Source organism: Pseudomonas sp. HMSC063H08 (assembly GCF_001813645.1).
GTDB classification, from domain to species: Bacteria; Pseudomonadota; Gammaproteobacteria; order Pseudomonadales; family Pseudomonadaceae; genus Pseudomonas; species Pseudomonas aeruginosa.
Genome location: NZ_KV813620.1, coordinates 710 through 19,760, shown reverse-complemented (window position 1 = coordinate 19,760; position 19,051 = coordinate 710). Strand labels below are relative to the sequence as shown.

The 19,051-nt window shown below is 64.5% G+C and carries 18 protein-coding genes and 1 tRNA gene; 12 read left to right on the top strand and 7 right to left on the bottom strand.

All coding sequences use genetic code 11. From position 1 onward, the window contains the following. The first annotated feature begins 115 nt into the window (after positions 1-115). Complete coding sequence (nadC, locus tag HMPREF2924_RS30645; RefSeq protein WP_003125200.1) at positions 116-964, top strand: carboxylating nicotinate-nucleotide diphosphorylase; 849 nt, start codon at positions 116-118, stop codon at positions 962-964. A gap of 51 nt (positions 965-1,015) precedes the next feature. Here nadC and HMPREF2924_RS30640 read toward each other — a convergent pair. After that, positions 1,016-1,091 (bottom strand) — tRNA-Thr (locus HMPREF2924_RS30640). Positions 1,092-1,166: 75 nt separating this feature from the next. Beyond that, a complete protein-coding gene (locus tag HMPREF2924_RS35195; protein ID WP_031630343.1) occupies positions 1,167-1,631 on the bottom strand; it encodes a pilin in 465 nt (154 codons plus the stop codon). 229 nt (positions 1,632-1,860) lie between these two features. On the opposite strand from HMPREF2924_RS35195, the gene pilB reads away from it, so the two are divergent. The 5 genes from pilB to yacG are packed head-to-tail and all read left to right on the top strand — an operon-like array spanning position 1,861 to position 6,466. Continuing rightward, positions 1,861-3,561 carry a type IV-A pilus assembly ATPase PilB gene (pilB, locus tag HMPREF2924_RS30635; RefSeq protein ID WP_003094647.1) on the top strand — a complete coding sequence of 567 codons (1,701 nt, stop codon included), beginning with the start codon at positions 1,861-1,863 and terminating at the stop codon, positions 3,559-3,561. Positions 3,562-3,564: 3 nt separating this feature from the next. Beyond that, positions 3,565-4,785 (top strand): type II secretion system F family protein, encoded by a 1,221-nt coding sequence (locus tag HMPREF2924_RS30630; protein ID WP_003094649.1) that lies wholly within the window; start codon positions 3,565-3,567, stop codon positions 4,783-4,785. A 3-nt stretch (positions 4,786-4,788) separates the two neighbouring features. Beyond that, positions 4,789-5,661, top strand: coding sequence for a type IV prepilin peptidase/methyltransferase PilD (gene pilD, locus HMPREF2924_RS30625; RefSeq protein ID WP_003134888.1), 873 nt, complete (start codon positions 4,789-4,791; stop codon positions 5,659-5,661). Further along, positions 5,658-6,269: a dephospho-CoA kinase gene (gene coaE, locus HMPREF2924_RS30620; protein WP_003094654.1), complete on the top strand. Its 612-nt coding sequence runs from the start codon at positions 5,658-5,660 to the stop codon at positions 6,267-6,269. Before pilD ends, coaE begins: the two co-directional genes overlap by 4 nt. Continuing rightward, the gene (gene yacG / locus HMPREF2924_RS30615; RefSeq protein WP_003094656.1) at positions 6,266-6,466 is read left to right on the top strand and encodes a DNA gyrase inhibitor YacG; all 201 of its coding nucleotides are present in this window, start codon (positions 6,266-6,268) and stop codon (positions 6,464-6,466) included. Before coaE ends, yacG begins: the two co-directional genes overlap by 4 nt. Positions 6,467-6,502: 36 nt before the next feature. On the opposite strand, the gene HMPREF2924_RS30610 is transcribed toward yacG, so the two are convergent. The 4 genes from HMPREF2924_RS30610 to HMPREF2924_RS30595 all read right to left on the bottom strand — a co-directional run bounded on the left by HMPREF2924_RS30610 (position 6,503) and on the right by HMPREF2924_RS30595 (position 8,396). Then, positions 6,503-6,712: a hypothetical protein gene (locus tag HMPREF2924_RS30610; RefSeq protein ID WP_003094660.1), complete on the bottom strand. Its 210-nt coding sequence runs from the start codon at positions 6,710-6,712 to the stop codon at positions 6,503-6,505. Positions 6,713-6,817: 105 nt separating this feature from the next. After that, the gene (locus HMPREF2924_RS30605; RefSeq protein ID WP_003094662.1) at positions 6,818-7,507 is read right to left on the bottom strand and encodes an energy-coupling factor ABC transporter permease; all 690 of its coding nucleotides are present in this window, start codon (positions 7,505-7,507) and stop codon (positions 6,818-6,820) included. Further along, positions 7,504-7,974 carry a hypothetical protein gene (locus HMPREF2924_RS30600; RefSeq protein WP_003094664.1) on the bottom strand — a complete coding sequence of 157 codons (471 nt, stop codon included), beginning with the start codon at positions 7,972-7,974 and terminating at the stop codon, positions 7,504-7,506. The genes HMPREF2924_RS30605 and HMPREF2924_RS30600 overlap by 4 nt, the downstream gene beginning before the upstream one ends. Then, positions 7,971-8,396 carry a GNAT family N-acetyltransferase gene (locus HMPREF2924_RS30595; protein ID WP_003094666.1) on the bottom strand — a complete coding sequence of 142 codons (426 nt, stop codon included), beginning with the start codon at positions 8,394-8,396 and terminating at the stop codon, positions 7,971-7,973. The genes HMPREF2924_RS30600 and HMPREF2924_RS30595 overlap by 4 nt, the downstream gene beginning before the upstream one ends. 132 nt (positions 8,397-8,528) lie before the next feature. On the opposite strand from HMPREF2924_RS30595, the gene HMPREF2924_RS30590 reads away from it, so the two are divergent. The 4 genes from HMPREF2924_RS30590 (at position 8,529) to HMPREF2924_RS30575 (ending at position 11,171) form a co-directional block, all read left to right on the top strand. Beyond that, the gene (locus HMPREF2924_RS30590) at positions 8,529-9,158 is read left to right on the top strand and encodes a DUF1780 domain-containing protein (protein WP_003094668.1); all 630 of its coding nucleotides are present in this window, start codon (positions 8,529-8,531) and stop codon (positions 9,156-9,158) included. After that, positions 9,155-9,604, top strand: coding sequence for an MOSC domain-containing protein (locus HMPREF2924_RS30585; RefSeq protein ID WP_003094670.1), 450 nt, complete (start codon positions 9,155-9,157; stop codon positions 9,602-9,604). The genes HMPREF2924_RS30590 and HMPREF2924_RS30585 overlap by 4 nt, the downstream gene beginning before the upstream one ends. A gap of 25 nt (positions 9,605-9,629) precedes the next feature. Beyond that, positions 9,630-9,800: a DUF3094 family protein gene (locus HMPREF2924_RS30580; RefSeq protein WP_003094672.1), complete on the top strand. Its 171-nt coding sequence runs from the start codon at positions 9,630-9,632 to the stop codon at positions 9,798-9,800. A 63-nt stretch (positions 9,801-9,863) separates the two neighbouring features. Beyond that, positions 9,864-11,171 (top strand): NAD(P)/FAD-dependent oxidoreductase, encoded by a 1,308-nt coding sequence (locus HMPREF2924_RS30575; protein ID WP_003112837.1) that lies wholly within the window; start codon positions 9,864-9,866, stop codon positions 11,169-11,171. A gap of 39 nt (positions 11,172-11,210) precedes the next feature. Here HMPREF2924_RS30575 and zapE read toward each other — a convergent pair whose 3' ends face one another. After that, on the bottom strand, positions 11,211-12,302 hold the full coding sequence (gene zapE / locus HMPREF2924_RS30570) for a cell division protein ZapE (protein ID WP_003134902.1): 1,092 nt from the start codon (positions 12,300-12,302) through the stop codon (positions 11,211-11,213). Positions 12,303-12,849: 547 nt separating this feature from the next. On the opposite strand from zapE, the gene HMPREF2924_RS30565 reads away from it, so the two are divergent. Next, positions 12,850-14,487 carry a ShlB/FhaC/HecB family hemolysin secretion/activation protein gene (locus HMPREF2924_RS30565; RefSeq protein WP_003134903.1) on the top strand — a complete coding sequence of 546 codons (1,638 nt, stop codon included), beginning with the start codon at positions 12,850-12,852 and terminating at the stop codon, positions 14,485-14,487. Positions 14,488-14,535: 48 nt separating this feature from the next. Next, positions 14,536-18,789 (top strand): two-partner secretion system exoprotein TpsA4, encoded by a 4,254-nt coding sequence (gene tpsA4 / locus HMPREF2924_RS30560; RefSeq protein ID WP_034014727.1) that lies wholly within the window; start codon positions 14,536-14,538, stop codon positions 18,787-18,789. Positions 18,790-19,051 lie beyond the last annotated feature (262 nt).

Genomic DNA, 19,051 nt, shown 5'->3' with positions numbered 1-19,051 from the left:
CTCTTCACACAAGCGAAGGCCGATGAATGGCGGCCGTCCCGACCGGCGCCCAGGTAGGCACAGACGCCGTCCGCCGCGCTCCGTATAATCGCCCGATCTCGTACAGGAGCCCGCCATGCCTAACCTCACCCTTGCCGACCTCCAAGGCGAAATCCAGGCCAACGTCCGCACCGCCCTGGCGGAAGACGTCGGCGGCGGCGACCTTACCGCTCAGTTGATCGATCCACAGCGCGAGGCCGAGGCCCGGGTGATTACCCGCGAGCACGCGACGATCGCGGGCCGCGCCTGGGTCGACGAGGTCTTCCGCCAGGTCGATCCCCGAGTGCTGGTGACCTGGCAGGTGGAGGACGGCCAGCGAGTCGAGCCGAACCAGATGCTGTTCCAGCTAAAAGGTCCGGCCCGCGCCCTGCTCACCGGCGAGCGCAGCGCGCTGAACTTCCTCCAGCTGCTTTCCGGTACCGCCACCCGCAGCCAGCACTACGCCGACCTGGTCGCAGGCACCACGGTGAAGCTGCTCGACACCCGCAAGACCCTGCCCGGCCTGCGCCTCGCGCAGAAGTACGCGGTCACCTGCGGCGGTTGCCACAACCATCGCATCGGCCTCTACGATGCCTTCCTGATCAAGGAAAACCACATCGCCGCCTGCGGCGGTATCGACCGGGCAATCGCCGAGGCCCGGCGCATAGCACCCGGCAAGCCGGTGGAAGTGGAAGTGGAGAACCTCGATGAACTGCGCCAGGCGCTGGAGGCCGGTGCCGATATCGTCATGCTCGACGAACTCAGCCTGGACGACATGCGCACCGCCGTCGCCCTCACTGCCGGCCGTGCCAAGCTGGAAGCTTCCGGCGGAATCAACGAGAGCACCCTGCGCAACATCGCCGAGACCGGCGTCGACTACATCTCCATCGGCACCCTGACCAAGGACGTCAGGGCCGTCGACCTGTCCATGCGCCTCACCCTCTGAACGAATCGCAGGCGAAAAAAAGCCCCGCCGAAGCGGGGCTTTTTATGCGACTGGTGCCGGATAGAGGAATCGAACCCCCGACCTTCTCATTACGAATGAGCTGCTCTACCGACTGAGCTAATCCGGCTGACATTATAGCGGCGAATACGATAATGCAATCACCGCTAGATGCCAAGTCATCGATCAAAAAATCATATAGTAATCAGTCAGTACAGCCATTAGGACGGAATTTAGCATCTACGGTAGTAGCACAGCTCCAGCCACCATTAACATCACGAGTCCAGGTCAGAGTCTGGCCAGAAATAGCTGCGGATGCACCGTTACCAAAAGTCGCAATGATAGTGGTTTGAGTAGTCAGAGGATCCAGAACCTGCGGAACACCGGTATTGGTTGGCAGGGTTTGAGAAGTCTGAGAAGCACCAGTCAACAAACTGGAACCCGTCGCACCCGGGTCGCATTGACCAGCAGCAGTACCCACAGCAGTACGACCATCCTGGAGGCAGGCCTCAACTGCAGTCTTCAAGGAGCCAGCCTCTGCCATAACCCTGGAGACCTGAGAGCGAGAAACATAGTTCTGATATTGGGGAATTGCGATTGCAGCCAGAATACCAATGATCGCAACTACGATCATCAGTTCAATCAGAGTAAAACCCTTCTGTGCTTTCATGAGTATCTCCATATTGTATGTATAGGCCAAACGCCTTCCCCCAATAAAGCAGTTTGCATGCCAACCTTTCAAAGCCCTCTCTTCGCAACTTTCGCAGGCGTTTCATCACTGAACAACTCCCCTCCGCTGGCAATATGTGACACTTTTTGACATCTTGGAATCACCGGTTTGGCAGCCCCAGGCATCTGCGTTATAAGTCTCGCTCCAAGCCTTCTTCAGATGTTCCCCAATGAACGATTCCACGCCTCTCAGCGGCCTTGCCAAGCAACTGGTCCTGAACGAACTCCTCGACGAAAAGACCGCCCGCCAGGCCCAGGTGCAGGCCGCGCGCAACAAGCAGTCGCTGGTCAGCCACCTGGTCCAGGCCAAGCTGGTGCAGAGCCGGGCGTTGGTCGAGGTGGCCGCCGAGCAGTTCGGCATCGCCTATTGCGACCTGAACAGCCTGGATCGGGAAAGCATTCCGAAGGATGCCATCAGCGAGCGCCTGGTCCGCCAGCACCGCGTGTTGCCGCTGTGGAAGCGCGGCAACAAACTGTTCATCGGCCTCTCCGACCCGACCAATCACCAAGCGGTCACCGATATCCAGTTCAGCACCGGTCTCACCACCGAAGCCCTGCTGGTGGAGGACGACAAGCTCGGCGTAGCCATCGAGAAGCTCTACGAGGGCGCCATGGACGCTCTCGGCGACCTCGGCGATATCGATCTCGACGGGGTCGATGTGGGCAAGGCAGAAAGCGCCAGCCAGGAAGATTCCGGCGACGACGCCGAAGATGCCCCGGTGGTGCGCTTCGTCAACAAGATGCTGCTCGACGCCATCCGCGGCGGCTCTTCCGACCTGCACTTCGAACCCTACGAAAAGACCTACCGGGTGCGCTTCCGTACCGACGGCATGCTCCACGAGGTAGCCAAGCCGCCGATCCAGCTGGCCAGCCGCATTTCCGCGCGACTCAAGGTAATGGCCGGCCTGGATATCTCCGAACGGCGCAAGCCGCAGGACGGGCGGATCAAGATGCGCGTGTCAAAGAACAAGTCCATCGACTTCCGCGTCAACACCCTGCCGACCCTGTGGGGCGAGAAGATCGTGATGCGGATCCTCGACTCCTCCAGCGCGCAGATGGGCATCGACGCCCTCGGCTACGAAGAGGATCAGAAGGAACTTTATCTGGCCGCGCTCAAACAGCCACAGGGCATGATTCTGGTCACCGGCCCCACCGGCTCGGGCAAGACGGTTTCGCTGTACACCGGCCTGAACATCCTGAATACCACCGACATCAACATTTCCACCGCCGAAGACCCGGTGGAGATCAACCTGGAAGGCATCAACCAGGTCAACGTCAATCCGCGCCAGGGCATGGACTTCTCCCAGGCGCTGCGCGCCTTCCTGCGCCAGGACCCGGACGTGATCATGGTCGGCGAGATCCGCGATCTGGAGACTGCCGAGATCGCCATCAAGGCGGCGCAGACCGGGCATATGGTGATGTCCACCCTGCACACCAACAGCGCCGCCGAGACCCTGACCCGCCTGCTGAACATGGGCGTGCCGGCATTCAACCTGGCGACCTCGGTGAACCTGATCATCGCCCAGCGCCTTGCGCGAAAACTCTGTTCGCACTGCAAGAAAGAACACGACGTGCCGAAGGAAACCCTGCTTCACGAGGGCTTCCCGGAAGACAAGATCGGCACCTTCAAGCTGTATTCGCCTGTAGGCTGCGAAAACTGCAAAGGCGGTTACAAAGGTCGCGTCGGTATTTATGAAGTGGTTAAAAACACCCCCGCCCTGCAGCGGATTATCATGGAAGAAGGCAACTCCATCGAGATCGCCGAGCAAGCCCGCAAAGAAGGCTTCAACGATCTGCGCACCTCAGGCCTGCTGAAAGCCATGCAGGGAATCACCAGCCTGGAGGAAGTCAACCGCGTGACCAAGGATTAACCCATGGCGGACAAAGCGTTAAAGACCAGTGTCTTCGTATGGGAAGGCACTGACAAGAAAGGCACCAAGGTCAAGGGCGAGCTGTCCAGCCAGAACCCGACCCTGGTCAAGGCGCAACTGCGCAAGCAGGGCATCACGCCGGTCAAGGTCCGCAAGAAAGGCATTTCCCTGCTGGGGGCGGGGAAGAAGATCAAGCCTATGGACATCGCCCTGTTCACCCGCCAGATGTCCACCATGATGGCCGCCGGCGTGCCACTGCTGCAGTCGTTCGACATCATCAGCGAAGGCTTCGACAATCCGAACATGCGCAAGCTGGTGGAGGAGATCAAGCAGGAAGTCGCCGGCGGCAACAGCCTGGCCAACTCGCTGCGCAAGAAGCCGCAGTACTTCGACTCGCTCTACTGCAACCTGGTGGACGCCGGCGAACAATCCGGCGCCCTGGAAACCCTGCTCGACCGGGTCGCCACCTACAAGGAAAAGACCGAGGCGCTGAAGGCCAAGATCAAGAAGGCCATGACCTACCCGATCGCAGTGATCGTCGTCGCCATCATCGTTTCGGCGATCCTACTGATCAAGGTGGTGCCGCAGTTCCAGTCGGTGTTCGAGGGCTTCGGCGCCGAACTGCCAGCCTTCACCATGATGGTCATCAACATTTCCAACGTGCTCCAGGAATGGTGGCTCCTGGTACTGCTGATGATGGGCGGCGCCGGCTTCTTGCTGAACCACGCCTACAAGCGTTCGGAGAAGTTCCGCGACGCCACCGACCGCACGGTACTGAAGCTGCCGATCGTCGGCGCCATCCTCTACAAATCCGCCGTGGCACGCTACGCGCGGACGCTGTCGACCACCTTCGCCGCCGGCGTGCCATTGGTGGAAGCCCTCGACTCGGTTTCCGGCGCCACCGGCAACGTGGTGTTCAGGGACGCGGTGGGCAAGATCAAGCAGGACGTGTCCACCGGCATGCAGCTGAACTTCTCCATGCGCACCACCAACATCTTCCCCAGCATGGCCATCCAGATGACCGCCATCGGCGAGGAATCGGGCGCGCTGGACGACATGCTGGCCAAGGTCGCTGGCTTCTACGAGCAGGAAGTGGATAATGCCGTGGACAACCTGACCGCCCTGATGGAACCGATGATCATGGCGGTCCTCGGGGTCCTGGTCGGTGGCCTGATCATCGCCATGTACCTGCCGATCTTCCAACTCGGCAACGTCGTCGGATAACTGATGCCCCTCCTCGACTACCTGGCCAGCCATCCGCTGGCCTTTGTCTTGTGCGCCATCCTCCTCGGCCTGCTGGTCGGCAGCTTCCTCAACGTCGTCGTGCATCGCCTGCCGAAGATGATGGAGCGCAACTGGAAGGCCGAAGCCCGCGAAGCGCTCGGGCTGGAGCCGGAACCCAAGCAGGCGACCTACAACCTGGTGCTGCCGAATTCGGCGTGCCCGCGCTGCGGCCACGAGATCCGCCCCTGGGAAAACATCCCGCTGGTCAGCTACCTGGCGCTGGGCGGCAAGTGCTCGTCCTGCAAGGCCGCCATCGGCAAACGCTACCCCCTGGTGGAACTGGCCACCGCGCTGCTTTCCGGCTACGTCGCCTGGCATTTCGGCTTCACCTGGCAGGCGGGCGCGATGCTCCTGCTGACCTGGGGTCTGCTGGCGATGAGCCTGATCGATGCCGATCACCAACTGCTGCCGGACGTGCTGGTGCTGCCGCTGCTCTGGCTGGGCCTGATCGCCAACCATTTCGGCCTCTTCGCCAGCCTCGACGATGCGCTGTTCGGCGCGGTGTTCGGCTACCTGAGCCTGTGGTCGGTGTTCTGGCTGTTCAAGCTGGTGACCGGCAAGGAGGGCATGGGCTACGGCGACTTCAAGCTGCTGGCCATGCTCGGTGCCTGGGGCGGCTGGCATATCCTGCCGCTGACCATCCTGCTGTCGTCGCTGGTCGGGGCGATCCTCGGGGTGATCATGCTGCGCCTGCGCAACGCCGAAAGCGGCACGCCGATCCCCTTCGGTCCCTATCTGGCGATTGCCGGGTGGATTGCTTTGCTCTGGGGTGATCAAATAACCCGGACCTATCTGCAATTCGCCGGATTCAAATGACCCAACCCTGGATACTAGGCCTCACGGGCGGTATCGGCAGCGGCAAGAGCGCAGCCGCCGAGCATTTCATTTCCCTCGGCGTCCACCTGGTGGACGCCGACCATGCCGCCCGCTGGGTGGTGGAGCCGGGGCGTCCGGCCCTGGCGAAGATCGTCGAACGCTTCGGCGACGGCATCCTCCTGCCCGATGGCCAGCTCGACCGCGCCGCCTTGCGCGAGCGGATCTTCCAGGCGCCGGAGGAACGGCGCTGGCTGGAGCAATTGCTGCACCCGCTGATCGGCGCGGAGATCGTCCAGTACCTGGCCAGGGCCGAATCACCCTACGCTATCCTGGTCTCGCCGCTACTGGTGGAGTCCGGCCAGCGCCAGATGACCCAGCGCGTGCTGGTGGTGGATACCCCGGAACATCTGCAACTACAGCGCACCATGCTTCGCGACAAGGTCTCCGAGGAGCAGGTGCGCTCGATCCTCCAGGCCCAGGCCCGGCGCGACGAGCGCTTGAAGCACGCCGACGACGTGCTGGTCAACGACGGCGACCTGTCCCACCTGCAGCGTGAAGTCGAACGACTGCACGCCTTCTACCTGACCTTGCGAGGAGGCCGAGCATGAGCCAGCCCCTGACCGTGGAGTGCCCGACCTGCGGCGCGCCCGTCGAATGGAAAAGCGACAACAAGTACCGTCCCTTCTGCTCCGACCGCTGCAAGCTGATCGATCTCGGCGCCTGGGCCGCCGAGGAACATGCGATCCCCGGCGACACCCTGGAAGACGATATCTTCTCCGCCGACCTGCCGCCTCGCGAGCATTGAACGCAACGGGCCAGCCAATCCGGCTGGCCCGTTCCTTCAGGGACGCATGAAAGCGTAGTCGCGCTGGTCGTCGAGATTCTCCGCAAGAAATTGCAGTTCGCTGGCCAGGTCGCCAGCATCGCGCTCCGCCCGGTTCAGTTCGACGATTGCGCTGAGCAACGCGCGCAGGCGCATTGCCCGGTCCGCCTCGTCGCTCTTCGACAGCAACTCTCGCAGGCCCTCTCGGGCCCATTCATGGACACCCATGTTCCGCTCCTCACCTGGGAAAACGGCAGGATCGCGGCCGGCTTCGTCCGAAACACTGACGCAAGTCAGCCGCCGCCCGCCATGAACCTGGCGAATGACTGGTCATCAGGGCTTGCGCTCTTCGTCCTTCCAGGGCGCCTGCAGGTAGCGCGTGCGATTGAAGGTTTCCAGCCACTCCGGGTAGTAGACCACCAGGCCGGTGATCACCGTGCCGTTGATGAAGGCCTCGGGGAACATGATCAGCCACAGGTAACCGGCGAAGTCCTCCAGCCAGGGCGGCATCGGGAAAAGGCCGTCGATCCAGACCACGCCAAGGCCGAGCAGCAGGACCACCACCGCGGTGAGGGCCGCCGGGAAGAAACCGCAGCAGAAGATGTAGACGAACAGATTGCGCGGCTGGCGCTTTTCCACGAACAACGCCGCCAGCTCCGCGATCAGTGCGGGGATCGCCACCAGCAGCACGCCGTTGACGCCGATCGCCAGCCAATCCTGGCGGCCGAGCAGGCACAAGCCCAGTTGCGCCACCAGCCCCACCACGATCGCCAGCGGCCAGTCGAGCAGCAAGGTGACGGCGGTCATGCCGATGAAATGGAAGGACAGCCCCGATTCGAAGTCCCGGCGCACCAGCCAGAGCAGGAACAGCCCGAGCATGGTGCCGAACACCAGGTGCTGGCGGCGGGTATCGCTGACCAGCTCGACCCAGGGCGCGCGCCAGGCGGCGAGCAGCAGCAGCGGTGCATAGATGGCCCAGCCCAGTTCCAGGCTTTCCGCCGACAGCAACTCGGCCGCGATCACGGCTGCAGTTGTTCCAGGGCGATGCGCAGGGCCACCGGCGAATCCAACTGGCGGGTTTCCAACACGCGGCGCTGCTCCAGCCTGACCCAGAGGACCTTGCCCTCGTCCGAGGCATAGCGAGAAGCGATGGCCGCGTCGCGATCGAGCAGCACCGGATAACTGTAGTCACGCATGGCCGGCACCGCGAAAAGCCGGGAAATCAGCGCCGGCATGCGGCTGATGTCCGCCAGGAACAGCGCGTGGCGCGCCTCCAGGTAGCCCTTTGGGCGCTCCGCCAGCGCCGCCTTGACCAGCTTCGAGCCGTCCATGTCCCGCGCCACCAGCAGGACCCGGGTGGAGTCGTCCAGCGAGTGCGCCTTTTCGAACTGGTCCTGCAACGTCCAGGGCTCCAGGGTGGAGCCCTTCTCCACGGCCAGCGCCAGGCCGGGCAGCAGCATGCCCAGCAGAACCCAATGCAATCGTTTCACGCGTGTCCCTCCCGAGTGGAAAATACCTGGATGTCCTTGCGCCGCTCCCAGTCCGACTGGGCTCGCCAGAATGCCTGTGCCTCCTCGGCGGCATCCAGGACGAAGACATGGGATTTGCCGATCCCCTCCCCCGCCAGACGCGCCAGCACTTCGTCGAGCATCCGCCGCGCCAGCCCCAGCCCTCGATAACCGGGATCGACCACCAGGTGCTGGAGGTAACCACGGCGACCGTCATGCCCGGCCATCAGGCAGGCGATCACCTCCCCTTCGGTTTCGACCAGCAGGCTCAGCCCGGGGTTGCGTTGAAGGTAGGCGAGGAAGAAGGGATAGGCGTCCTCCGCACGGAGGCGGATACCTGGCGTTCGCGACCACAGCGCGAAGAGTGCCGGGTGATCGGCGGCGATGACGCTGCGAAGTTGCATCGGAACGGCTCCGGCCCAAGGGGAACGGCAGTGTACACCGAGCCTCGCCGCTGGCGCGCTCCGGGACGGATTGTCGCAGCCGGAGCGCCTGCGGGCTGGAAAGCGGGCCCGCCGGCAGACTAAGCTGAGCCCATGAACGAAGCGGATTATCTGCGCCTGCTCACCCGTCAGGCCGAACAAGCCAACGACTTCCTCTCCAACGCACGTAAATGGGACCGCGAGCGCTGGGTCTGCCAGCGCTTCCTCGAAGCCCTCAACGTGCCCTATCGCCAGGAGGATTTCGCCGCCCCCGGGGAGCAGCCGCCGGACGTCCTGTTCAAGGGTGCCGGCTTCGAGGTGTTCTTCGTCCTCGATGAAGGTCGCCGGCTGAACGAGGAGTGGCGCGAGGAACTGACCCGTCGCCGCCAGGCCGTCAGCCTGCGCCAACTGATCCGCCGCGAAGAGCGGCCACAACGGATCGCCGCCGCCGAGCTGCAGGCACGGCTGGCGCCAACCCTGCGCAAGAAGGCGCACAACTATAGCGAGCGCGGCATCGACCACGGCGAACTGGACCTGCTGGCCTTCGTCAATCTGAAGCGCGCGGTGCCCGATTTCAATACGCCCTTCCCGCCGCCCACCGAATACCTGCGCCAAGGCTGGCGCTCGCTGTCGATGGTCGGTCCGACCTTTGCCCGGGTGCTCTTCGCTCACTCCGGCGCCCCCGAGTTCCTGCGCGCCAACCTCGGCCGCAGCATCCTGTTCGACGCCGGGGTAGGCCTGTGAGCGAAGGGCGGGTGAAGTGGATCGGCGTGCGCTCCGGCAGTCGCGCGCCGATCCAGGAACTGGAGGCGGTGGAGGCACGGCGCGGCCTGGGACTGACGGGCGATCACCCGCACCCGCCGCGCCAGGTCACCCTGGTGCAGTGGGAACACATCGAGGCCCTCGGTACCCTGCTGGGCAGGCCGCTGTTGCCCAACGAGATGCGCCGCAACATCGCCGTCGCCGGCATCAACCTGCTCAGCCTGAAGGACCGTCGCTTCCGCCTCGGCGGCGCGCTGCTGGAAACCACTGGCTGGTACCAACCCTGCGGACGCCTGGAAAAGCACATCGACCACCGCACGCTGAAGAGCGTGCGCGAACAGGGCGGCATCACCGCGCGGGTGATCGGCAGCGGAGTGATCCGCCTCGACGATCCGCTGGTGATCGAGCCCCCTGTCTGTCTAGAATGACCGACATCGAAAACGGAGGCCTGCCATGTCCAGCCGACTGAGCCCCGAAGACCAGCAGAAGGTCGAGCAGTACCTCGCCTCGCCGCTGCACCAGGTCGAGCGTGCGCCGTTCCGCCCGTGGTTCCTGATGTTCGTCCTGCTCGCCGTGGTCATCGGCCTGGGCCTGCTCAGCCGCCTCCTCAGCTACCTGGCCTGAGTCGTCCGGTCGAGCCACGCTCCCGACGACCGCCTCACGGAATTCCCACTATGAGATATCCACATGTCCCATCGCATCGTGATCGTCGGCGGCGGCGCCGGCGGGCTGGAGCTCGCCACCCGTCTCGGCCGCACCCTGGGTAAACGCGGCAAGGCCCAGGTCACCCTGGTCGACGCCAACCTCACCCACATCTGGAAACCCCTGCTGCACGAAGTCGCCGCCGGCTCGCTCAATTCCTCCGAGGACGAGCTGAACTACGTCGCCCAGGCGAAATGGAACCACTTCGAATTCCAGCTCGGCCGCATGCAGGGCCTGGATCGCGCCGGCAAGCGGGTCCGCCTGGCCGCACTGGTGGACGAGAATGGCGTTGAGCTGGTTCCCGAGCGCGACATCGCCTACGACACCCTGGTGATCGCCGTCGGCAGCACCACCAACGACTTCGGCACCGAGGGCGCTGCGGAACACTGCATTTTCCTCGATACCCGCGCCCAGGCCGAACGCTTCCATCGCCAGCTGCTCGGCCAGTACCTGCGTGCGCATACCGGGCACGACGCGAACAACAACGCAGTGAGTATCGCCATCATCGGCGCCGGCGCCACCGGCGTCGAACTGGCTGCGGAACTGCACCACGCCGCGCAGATGCTGGCCGCCTACGGGCTCGACCGGATCCGCCCGGAAGACCTGCACATCAGCCTGGTCGAAGCCGGCCCACGGGTGCTGCCGGCGCTGCCCGAGCGTATCAGTCAGCCGGTACACCAGACCCTGAGCAAGCTCGGCGTACGGGTGATGACCGGCTCCGCGGTGAGCAAGGTAGATGCGGACGGCCTCTGGACCGGCGACGGCGAGTTCGTCCCGGCGACGCTCAAGGTCTGGGCGGCGGGCATCCGGGCTCCGGCCTTCCTCAAGGAACTCGACGGCCTGGAAAGCAACCGTATCAACCAACTGGTGGTCCGCCCGACCCTGCAGACCACCCGCGACGACGACATCTTCGCCTTCGGCGACTGCGCCGCCTGTCCCCAGCCGGCGCAACCGGGAGAGCAACCGCGCAACGTGCCGCCACGCGCCCAGGCCGCGCACCAGCAGGCCTCGCTGCTGGTGAAATCGCTGCGTGCCCGTCTCGAAGGCAAGCCGCTGGGCGAATATCACTACCGCGACTACGGTTCGCTGATCTCGCTGTCGCGCTTCAGCGCGGTCGGCAACCTGATGGGCAATCTGATGGGTAGCGTCATGCTCGAAGGCTGGCTGGCGCGGATGTTCTACGTATCGCTATACCGCATGCACCAGATGGCGTTGTACGGTCCGCTGCGCACCGCGATGCTGATGCTCAGCGGCCGCCTGCGCAGCACCGAGCCACGCCTCAAGCTGCACTGAGCCATTACGCCCCGTTTGCCGTCGGCGCGGGGCGTTCCTTCAACAGCGAAGCTGGCGCAACTGCGCCAGCCGACTGGCGGTACGCTGCATGTCCGCAGGCAGGTCGCTGCCCTCGACCAGGTCCGGCAGCGCCTTTTCGGCACTCAGGAAAAAACGCCGGTCATTGTCGTAAAGGACGTCGACGAGATTGATGAAGCGCTGCTGGGCGGCGACCGAACAGCGCGCCATCGGCGGTACGCCCTCCAGCACCCAGGTAGAGAAGCGTTCGCCGAGGGCAAGGTAGTCCATCACCGCGGTTGGCGCCTCGCAAAGGTCGGCGAAGGCGAACCACACCAGGTCGCCGCACACCGCGCGCGCCTGCAACGTCCTCGCGCCGCTTTGCAGGGTCACGCGTTGCGAGGGCTCGGGCGCGGACAAGCCCAGCTCATCCAGGCAAGCGCATGAGGCTGGCCAGCAATACCCGCCGCTGGCATAACCGGAAGCGATCTCCTGCCGCGGCGAAACCGTCCGGTAGTCCCGGGCGCCGGCTACTTCCAGCACTTCCATGCGCGTCTCGATCAACCGGATCGCCGGCAGGAAGCGTTCGTGGTAGAGCGGATTGGGCAGCAGTTGCCGCGGCGCGTAGTTGGAGGTGCAGACCAGGGTGATCTTCCTGCGGAACAGCTCCCTGAACAGGCGTGTTATCAGCATCGCGTCGCCGATGTCGTGGACATGGAATTCGTCGAAGCAAAGCAGCCGGCAATCTCCCAGCAGTTCGTCGAGCGCACCGCCCAGGGCATCGGGCCGCCCCTGGCGGCGGAACATGCCGTCATGAAGCTGGCGAAAGAACGCATGGAAATGCGTCCGGCGCAGGCCCTGCAAATCGGCGCTGCGAAAGAAGCCATCCATCAGCCAGCTCTTGCCGCGCCCGACCGGCCCCCACAGGTAGAGGCTGCGCGGCGCTTGCCGGAATAGCGACGGACCTCGACGCAAGCGCTCCGCCAATCGATCGAGATGAAGAATGGCATTGCCCTGGGCTGCGTCCAGCACATAGCCGCGCCGTTGCGCCTCTTGGTGGAAATAGCGGGCTACGGGCGTTGTGGGCTTGGTGCCGGTCATGGGTGAACGCCGCGAAAAAGAACCGAAAGACACACGCCGTTGATGCTCAGCCTGAGAGGGACCGTAAACCGAGACGGAATTCTAGCGCTGCGTCCTGCCCATGCTCCAGCCGCCAGATCGAACGGCGGGCGATAGTCGGACAGGCCCTTTGATCATGACCGCCACGGTCGCGATACGGAATCGCGCTCAGCCGCTACTTCCGCCCCACTGTTTCCGCCGCTTCCGCAGCCGAGCCCGTTATCACCGGAGTTTTTTCCTACAGCAGTCCTCCCAGTCCCCTACGAAAACCAAGAAGTTCTACCGGCCAACGCCAGAAAACTACGATTGTCGCCGTTTCAGCCTCGCCCCAGGCTATCGCCCACTCGATTCTCCGCCTTGAAACCGATCGTTCTGCACATGCCTGCGGATATCGGCTTCTTTTCCCTGCAAGAACCGCGCTCCGGGCCGATTGACCATGCATCCAGCTTTTCCGCGTAACCAGGCTAGCCTTTCTTTCCCGCCGCCCTCCCCAAAGCCTTCCGGCAGTTCCACTTCGATCGTTCCATCCCTCAGGGCCGGACCGTTGCTCCGTACGGGCCTCATGGGAATGGCCATGCTGTCGTCCGGCCTTGCCAGTGCCGCCCCGGATGCGGGGCAGGCGCTGCGTGACGTGGAAAGCCGACGCCTGAACCTGCCCGCGCCGGTGGAACTGGACGCCGAGCGCCCCAGCCCCGAGGACGGCGTATCACGGGCTGCCGAAGAGGGCGGCCCGACGGTGCTGGTCAAGCGCTTCCAACTCAGCGGCAACAGGCAGTTCGACGATCGACGCCTGCTGGCGCTCCTGCACGACCTGCCGGGCCAGGAACTCAATCTGAGCCAATTGCACGCCGCCGCCGCCCGCATCGGCGATTTCTATCAGGAAAAGGGATATGTGCTGGCGCACGCCTTCCTCCCGGCACAGGAAATCCAGGATGGAACGGTACGCATCGAAGTGCTCGAGGGACGCTACGGCAGGATCGAACTGCACAACACGTCCCGAACGCTGGACCGCGTTCTACTCCGCCCCTTGAGCGCACTCGAACGAGATACCGCGGTCCAGGGCTCGGAGCTGGAGCGTGCGCTTCTGCTCCTGAGCGACATTCCCGGCCTCCAGGCCAAAGGCACCCTGCTGCCGGGCCAGGCGCAGGGAACCACGGACTTGCGCGTCGAGGCCCGCCCCGGCCCGCTGGTCGGCGGAAGGCTGGAGGCAGACAACTATGGCGGCCGCTACATGGGGGAATATCGCCTGGGAACCACCCTCGACTTCAACAGCCCGCTGCGACTGGGCGACCAGGCGAGACTGAGCCTGCTGGGCAGCGATCGGCACCAACGCTACTACCGTGCAGCCTATCAACTGCCCCTTGGTTCCCGAGGCACGCGCATCGGACTGGCCCACGCCGAGACGACCTATCGACTGGTACGCGACTTCTCGCGCCTGGACGCCCATGGCCGGGCCATTACCGACAGTCTGTTCGTCAGCCAGCCCCTGCTGCGTAGCCGCAGCTTAAGCCTGTCCACCCAGTTGCAATATGAAAACAAGCGACTTCGCGATGACCAGGAGCGTACCGGGAGGCATAGTCGCAAGGAGATCCGCCTGTGGACCGCCAGCATCAGCGGAAACGCCCAGGACCGCTTGTTCGGCGGTGGACAGAGCGGCTTCTCGCTGGCCTATGCCCACGGCCAGCTCGCCATCGACTCCGCCGAAGAGCGGCTGCTGGACCGCTACACCATCGGTACCGCCGGCAGCTTCGACAAGATCATGCTCAACGCCGTACGCCTGCAGCACCTGGGCGACCGCCTGCAGTTGTTCGCCCAACTCAACGCCCAGTGGAGCGGCGGCAACCTCGACAGCGCGGAACAGTTCGACATGGGCGGCCCCTACGGCGTTCGGGCGTTCCCCCTGGGCAGCTACAAGGGCTACGGCGACGAAGGCTGGCAAGCCAGTGCGGAGCTGCGCTACAGCCTGGCTCCGGGCTGGCAGCTGAGTTCGTTCATCGACCAGGGCGCGGTGAAATTCCTCAAGCACCCCAACACCAAGGAAGGCAATCGCAACCGCATGGCCGCCGTCGGCAGCGGCGCAACCTGGTACGGAACGGATCACCAGGTCAGCCTGACCGCCGCCTGGCCCCTGAGCCAGGAAAACAACATCGAGCCCGAGCGCACTCCCCGGCTGTGGCTGCAAGCGACCCGCTACTTCTGAGCAAGCTCCCGCCCGCCATGCCGGCGGGCCCCACTGAAAGGAAAAGCCATGAACAAGAGCTATACGCTGGTCTGGAACCAGGCCACAGGCTGTTGGAACGTCGCAAGCGAAGGTACCCGTCGGCGCAGCAAGAGCGGACGCGGCAAGGCGCTCGTAGTCGCCGGAGCGTCACTGCTCGGCCTGTTCTGCCAGGCCCCTGCCTTCGCCCTGCCCAGCGGCGCCACGGTCGTTTCAGGCGATGCCGGATTCCAGACATCCACCGATGGCCGGCATATGGTCGTCAACCAGCAGAGCCACAAGCTGATCACCAATTGGAACGAGTTCAGCGTCCGTGCCGATGAGCGGGTCAGCTTCCACCAGCCGGGCCAGGACGCCGTCGCCCTGAACCGGGTGATCGGCCGCAACGGCAGCGATATCCAGGGGCGGATAGATGCCAACGGCAAGGTCTTCCTGGTCAATCCCAACGGCGTGGTCTTCGGCAAGTCCGCCCAGGTAAACGTAGGCGGCCTGGTGGCTTCCACCCTGGACCTGGCCGACAGGGACTTCCTCGCCGGCAACTACCAGTTCTCCGGCGACTCCGGCGCAACCGTAAGCAATGCCGGCAGCCTGCAAGCCAGCGAAGGCGGCAGCATCGCCCTGCTGGGCGCCCGGGTCAGCAACGACGGCGTGATCCAGGCGCAACTCGGCGACGTGGCCCTGGGCGCAGGCCAGGGCATCAACCTCAATTTCGACGGCGACGGCCTGCTCAACCTGCAGGTGGACAAGGGCTCGGTCGACGCTCTTGCACACAACGGCGGCCTCATCCGCGCCGATGGCGGCCAGGTGCTGATGAGCGCCCGCAGCGCCGACAGCCTGCTCAAGACCGTCGTCAACAACCAGGGCACTCTCGAGGCCAGGACGCTACGCAGCGCGGAAGGACGCATCGTCCTCGACGGCGGCGAACAGGGTACCGTGCGGGTGGCCGGCAAGCAGGACGCCAGCGCCATCGGCGGAGGCAATGGCGGCCTGGTGCTGAACCAGGGCGCGAACGTCGAGATACAGCGAACCGCGCAGGTGGACACCCATGCCGACCAGGGCGCAACCGGCACCTGGAGGATTCTCTCGCACGAGGTCAGCGTAGCCGCTGTCGGCCAGGCAAACGCTGCCGGTGATGGTTCCGGCCAGGTCCATGTAGCGCAGGGCCCAGCCGGGGCCAATGCGTCCGATAGCAACGGCGTGACCATCGTTCAGCAGCAGCCGGCCGTCGACCTCGCCGCCGGCGCCAACGGTACCTCCGCAGAGCAGAGCCAGAGCGGCGCCAACATCGGCTCGGGCGCAAGTGGCATCAGCGTCGTGCAAAGCCAGAACAGCCCCAATATCGGCTCGGGCGCCAATGGCATCAGCGTCGTGCAAAGCCAGAACAGCCCCAATATCGGCTCGGGCGCCAATGGCATCAGCGTCGTGCAGAGCCAGAACAGCCCCAATATCGGCTCGGGCGTCAATGGCGTGACTGTCGTGCAGAGCCAGAACGGTGCCAATATCGGTTCGGGCGCAAGTGGCATCAGCGTTGTGCAAAGCCAGAATGGCGCAAATATCGGTTCAGGCGCGAGTGGCATCAGCGTCGTGCAGAGCCAGAGCGGCCCCAGCATCGGCTCGGGCGTCAATGGCGTCACAATCGTGCAGAGCCAGAGCGGTGCCAACATCGGCCCCGGCGTCAACGGAATCGATGTCGTCCAGACCCAGACTCTCCCCAACCTGAGCCCAGGCGCCAATGGCTCCAGCATCGTCCAGGTCCAGACGCTACCCGATATCGCCGCCGACGCCGGCAATGTGCATGTCGTCCAGGTCCAGACCGGCGGTAACAAGGTCTTCGGCAATACCGCCACCAACGTCAGGTCACGTACCGTTCAGGCCCGGAGCAGCGAGAATGTCGGTTCCGGCCTGGCGAATCCAAGCAGCGCGGGAAAAGGCCCGACGCTGCATGCCGATACCCTGGCCCGCAACCTTTCCACAAGCAACGTCGAAGTGGTCGCCACCCGGGGCAACGCGCATGTCGGCGCGCCGCTGTCCTGGGACAGCGGCAACGGCCTGACGCTAACCGTCGAGCGCGGGGACCTCAGGATCAATGGCGCGCTGACGGCCCAGGGGGAAAACGCCAGCCTTACTCTCAATGCCGGGCAGCGCCCTCTCCGTATCGACGACAGCCTCTCTCTCACTGGCCAGGGAGCCCGGGTCGAATTCAATTCGGACAAGGGTTATGCCCTCGCCGAAGGCGCCCGGATCACCCTGTCCGGCAAGAACGCAGGATTCCGCGCCAATGGGCGGGACTACAGCGTGATCCAGGACCTGCAGCAGTTGCGCGGCATCGATAGGGACCTGGGCGGCAGCTATGTCCTCGGCAATCGAATCGCAGGCGGCAATTCCAGCTTCCTGTCGATAGGCAACGCCAGCGCCTTCGGCGGTACCTTCGACGGCCTGGGCAACACCATCGATAATCTTGCCGTCTACGGCACCGGTGCCTACTCCGGCCTGTTCAGCGTCAACCGGGGCACCCTCCGCAACCTGAACCTGGAACGCATTTCCGCCGATGGAGCACGGGCCACCCACTACAACGTCCAGGTCGGTAGCCTGGCCGCCGTCAACCTCGGTCGCATCGACAATGTGAACGCCAGCGACATCCGTATCGCCGCGGCCTCGAAGCTGAACAGCCTCGGCGGGCTGGTCGCACTGAACCTGGGTAGTATCGACAACGCCAGCGCCAGCGGCACGCTGGTCGGCAACCGCCACACCTATGCTCTGGGCGGACTCGCAGCCGAAAACATCAGCACAGCCAGGGGCGTGGCCAGCATCTCCAACAGCCGGGCCGATTTTGCCATCTCCGGCCAGTTGAAGGACCATGCCAGCCACTACGGCGCGGGGGGCCTGGTAGGCAGGAACCGCGGCGGCCTCATCCGCAGCAGCGGCAGCCAGGGAACGCTGTCGCTGAGCGGTCACGGGATGAACCTGGGAGGACTGGTCGGATACAGCTCCGCCGGCGGACTGGCGGACGTATCCGCCTCCGTCGACGTCTCAGGCAACGGACAGCACGGCCTGTACGGAGGGCTCATCGGCCTCAACGTAAACAGTGGTATCGCCCACGCCACGGCCAGCGGCAAGGTCCGGGGCACAGACGCGGAAGCACTGGGCGGGCTGATCGGCCGGAACCTGAACGCGGCCATCACCAACGCCAGCGCCCATGGCGACGTCGTCCTGCAAGCCGGTCGCTACCTGGGAGGCCTGATCGGCCACAACCAGGCAGGCAACCTGGCCGACGTCAGTGCTAGCGGCAACCTGAGCGGTGGGTCGCTGCTCCAGGCCGGCGGCCTGATCGGTCTCAACGCCAATGCCTCGCTGGTCAATGCCTCCGCCAAGGGCAACGTCGCTACCCGCGGAGCAGAAGCGGTTGGCGGTCTGCTCGGCGAAAACCTGTACGGCTCCATCATCAACGGTTCCGCCAGTGGCGAAGTCACCGACGGTAGCGGTAAAACCCTGGGTGGCCTGATAGGGTCCAACCTCGGCGGCAATCATTCCAACCTGAAGGCCTCCGGGTGGGTAAACGCAGGGGCTAACAGTGACGTGGGAGGGCTGATCGGCCACAACCGGGGCGGCAACCACAGCATCCTGGCGGCATCCGGCAATGTCACCGGGGGCAAGGGCAGTAGCGTCGGCGGACTCGTCGGCTACAACGATGCCGCCTCGCTGACGAACGTCTCGGCTTCGGGCAACGTCAGCGCCAACGGTTCCAGGGCCATCGGCGGGTTGCTCGGCAGCGATCTGCGAGGCTCGCTGATGCTCGCCAGCAGCCATGGGACGGTGATCGACATGACCGGCCACAACCTGGGAGGACTGCTCGGCCGCGGCGAAAATACCTCGATCCGCTCCGCCAACGCCACTGGCGCGGTCACCGGGGGCGGCGGCGCCAGTGTCGGCGGGCTGGTCGGCTCCCTGGAAGGCTGGCGGGCTCTCGTCCTGGGGGCATCGGCCAGCGGCGATGCGAGGGCGGGATACGACAGCTATATCGGCGGGCTGGCAGGCTTCAGCACCGGCACCATCAGGGGCGCTTCCGCTTCCGGCAAGGTCGGAGGCTCGGGCCTGCTGGGCGGCCTGGTCGCCTGGAATCAGGGGAATGTCATGGGTTCTTCGGCCAGCGGCAGGCTGGAGCCACAAATCCCCAACCAGATCCATGGCGGACTGATCGGCATCAATTTTGGCTGGCAGTCCTGGAACTCGGTATACGGGGCTGCGGCGACCGTTCCCATGATAGGTCGCCACTACAACCTGTGAATCGATCCTCCCGGTACCCGTACCGGGAGGCTTCCTGTTCGATGGAGCGGCCGGGCCTCAGGGCCCGCCGCCTCCAGACGCTCGATGGAATGCCATGCTGGAAGGCCAGGCGTCGGGAGAAACTGGGCTGGAAGAGCGGACCATCCTCCTTCCCACAGGCCAGCATTCGGAAAGTAATGGCACAGAAACGAAAAAGCCCACCTTTGCAGGTGGGCTTTTTCGTCTTGAATATGGTGGGTCGTGTAGGATTCGAACCTACGAC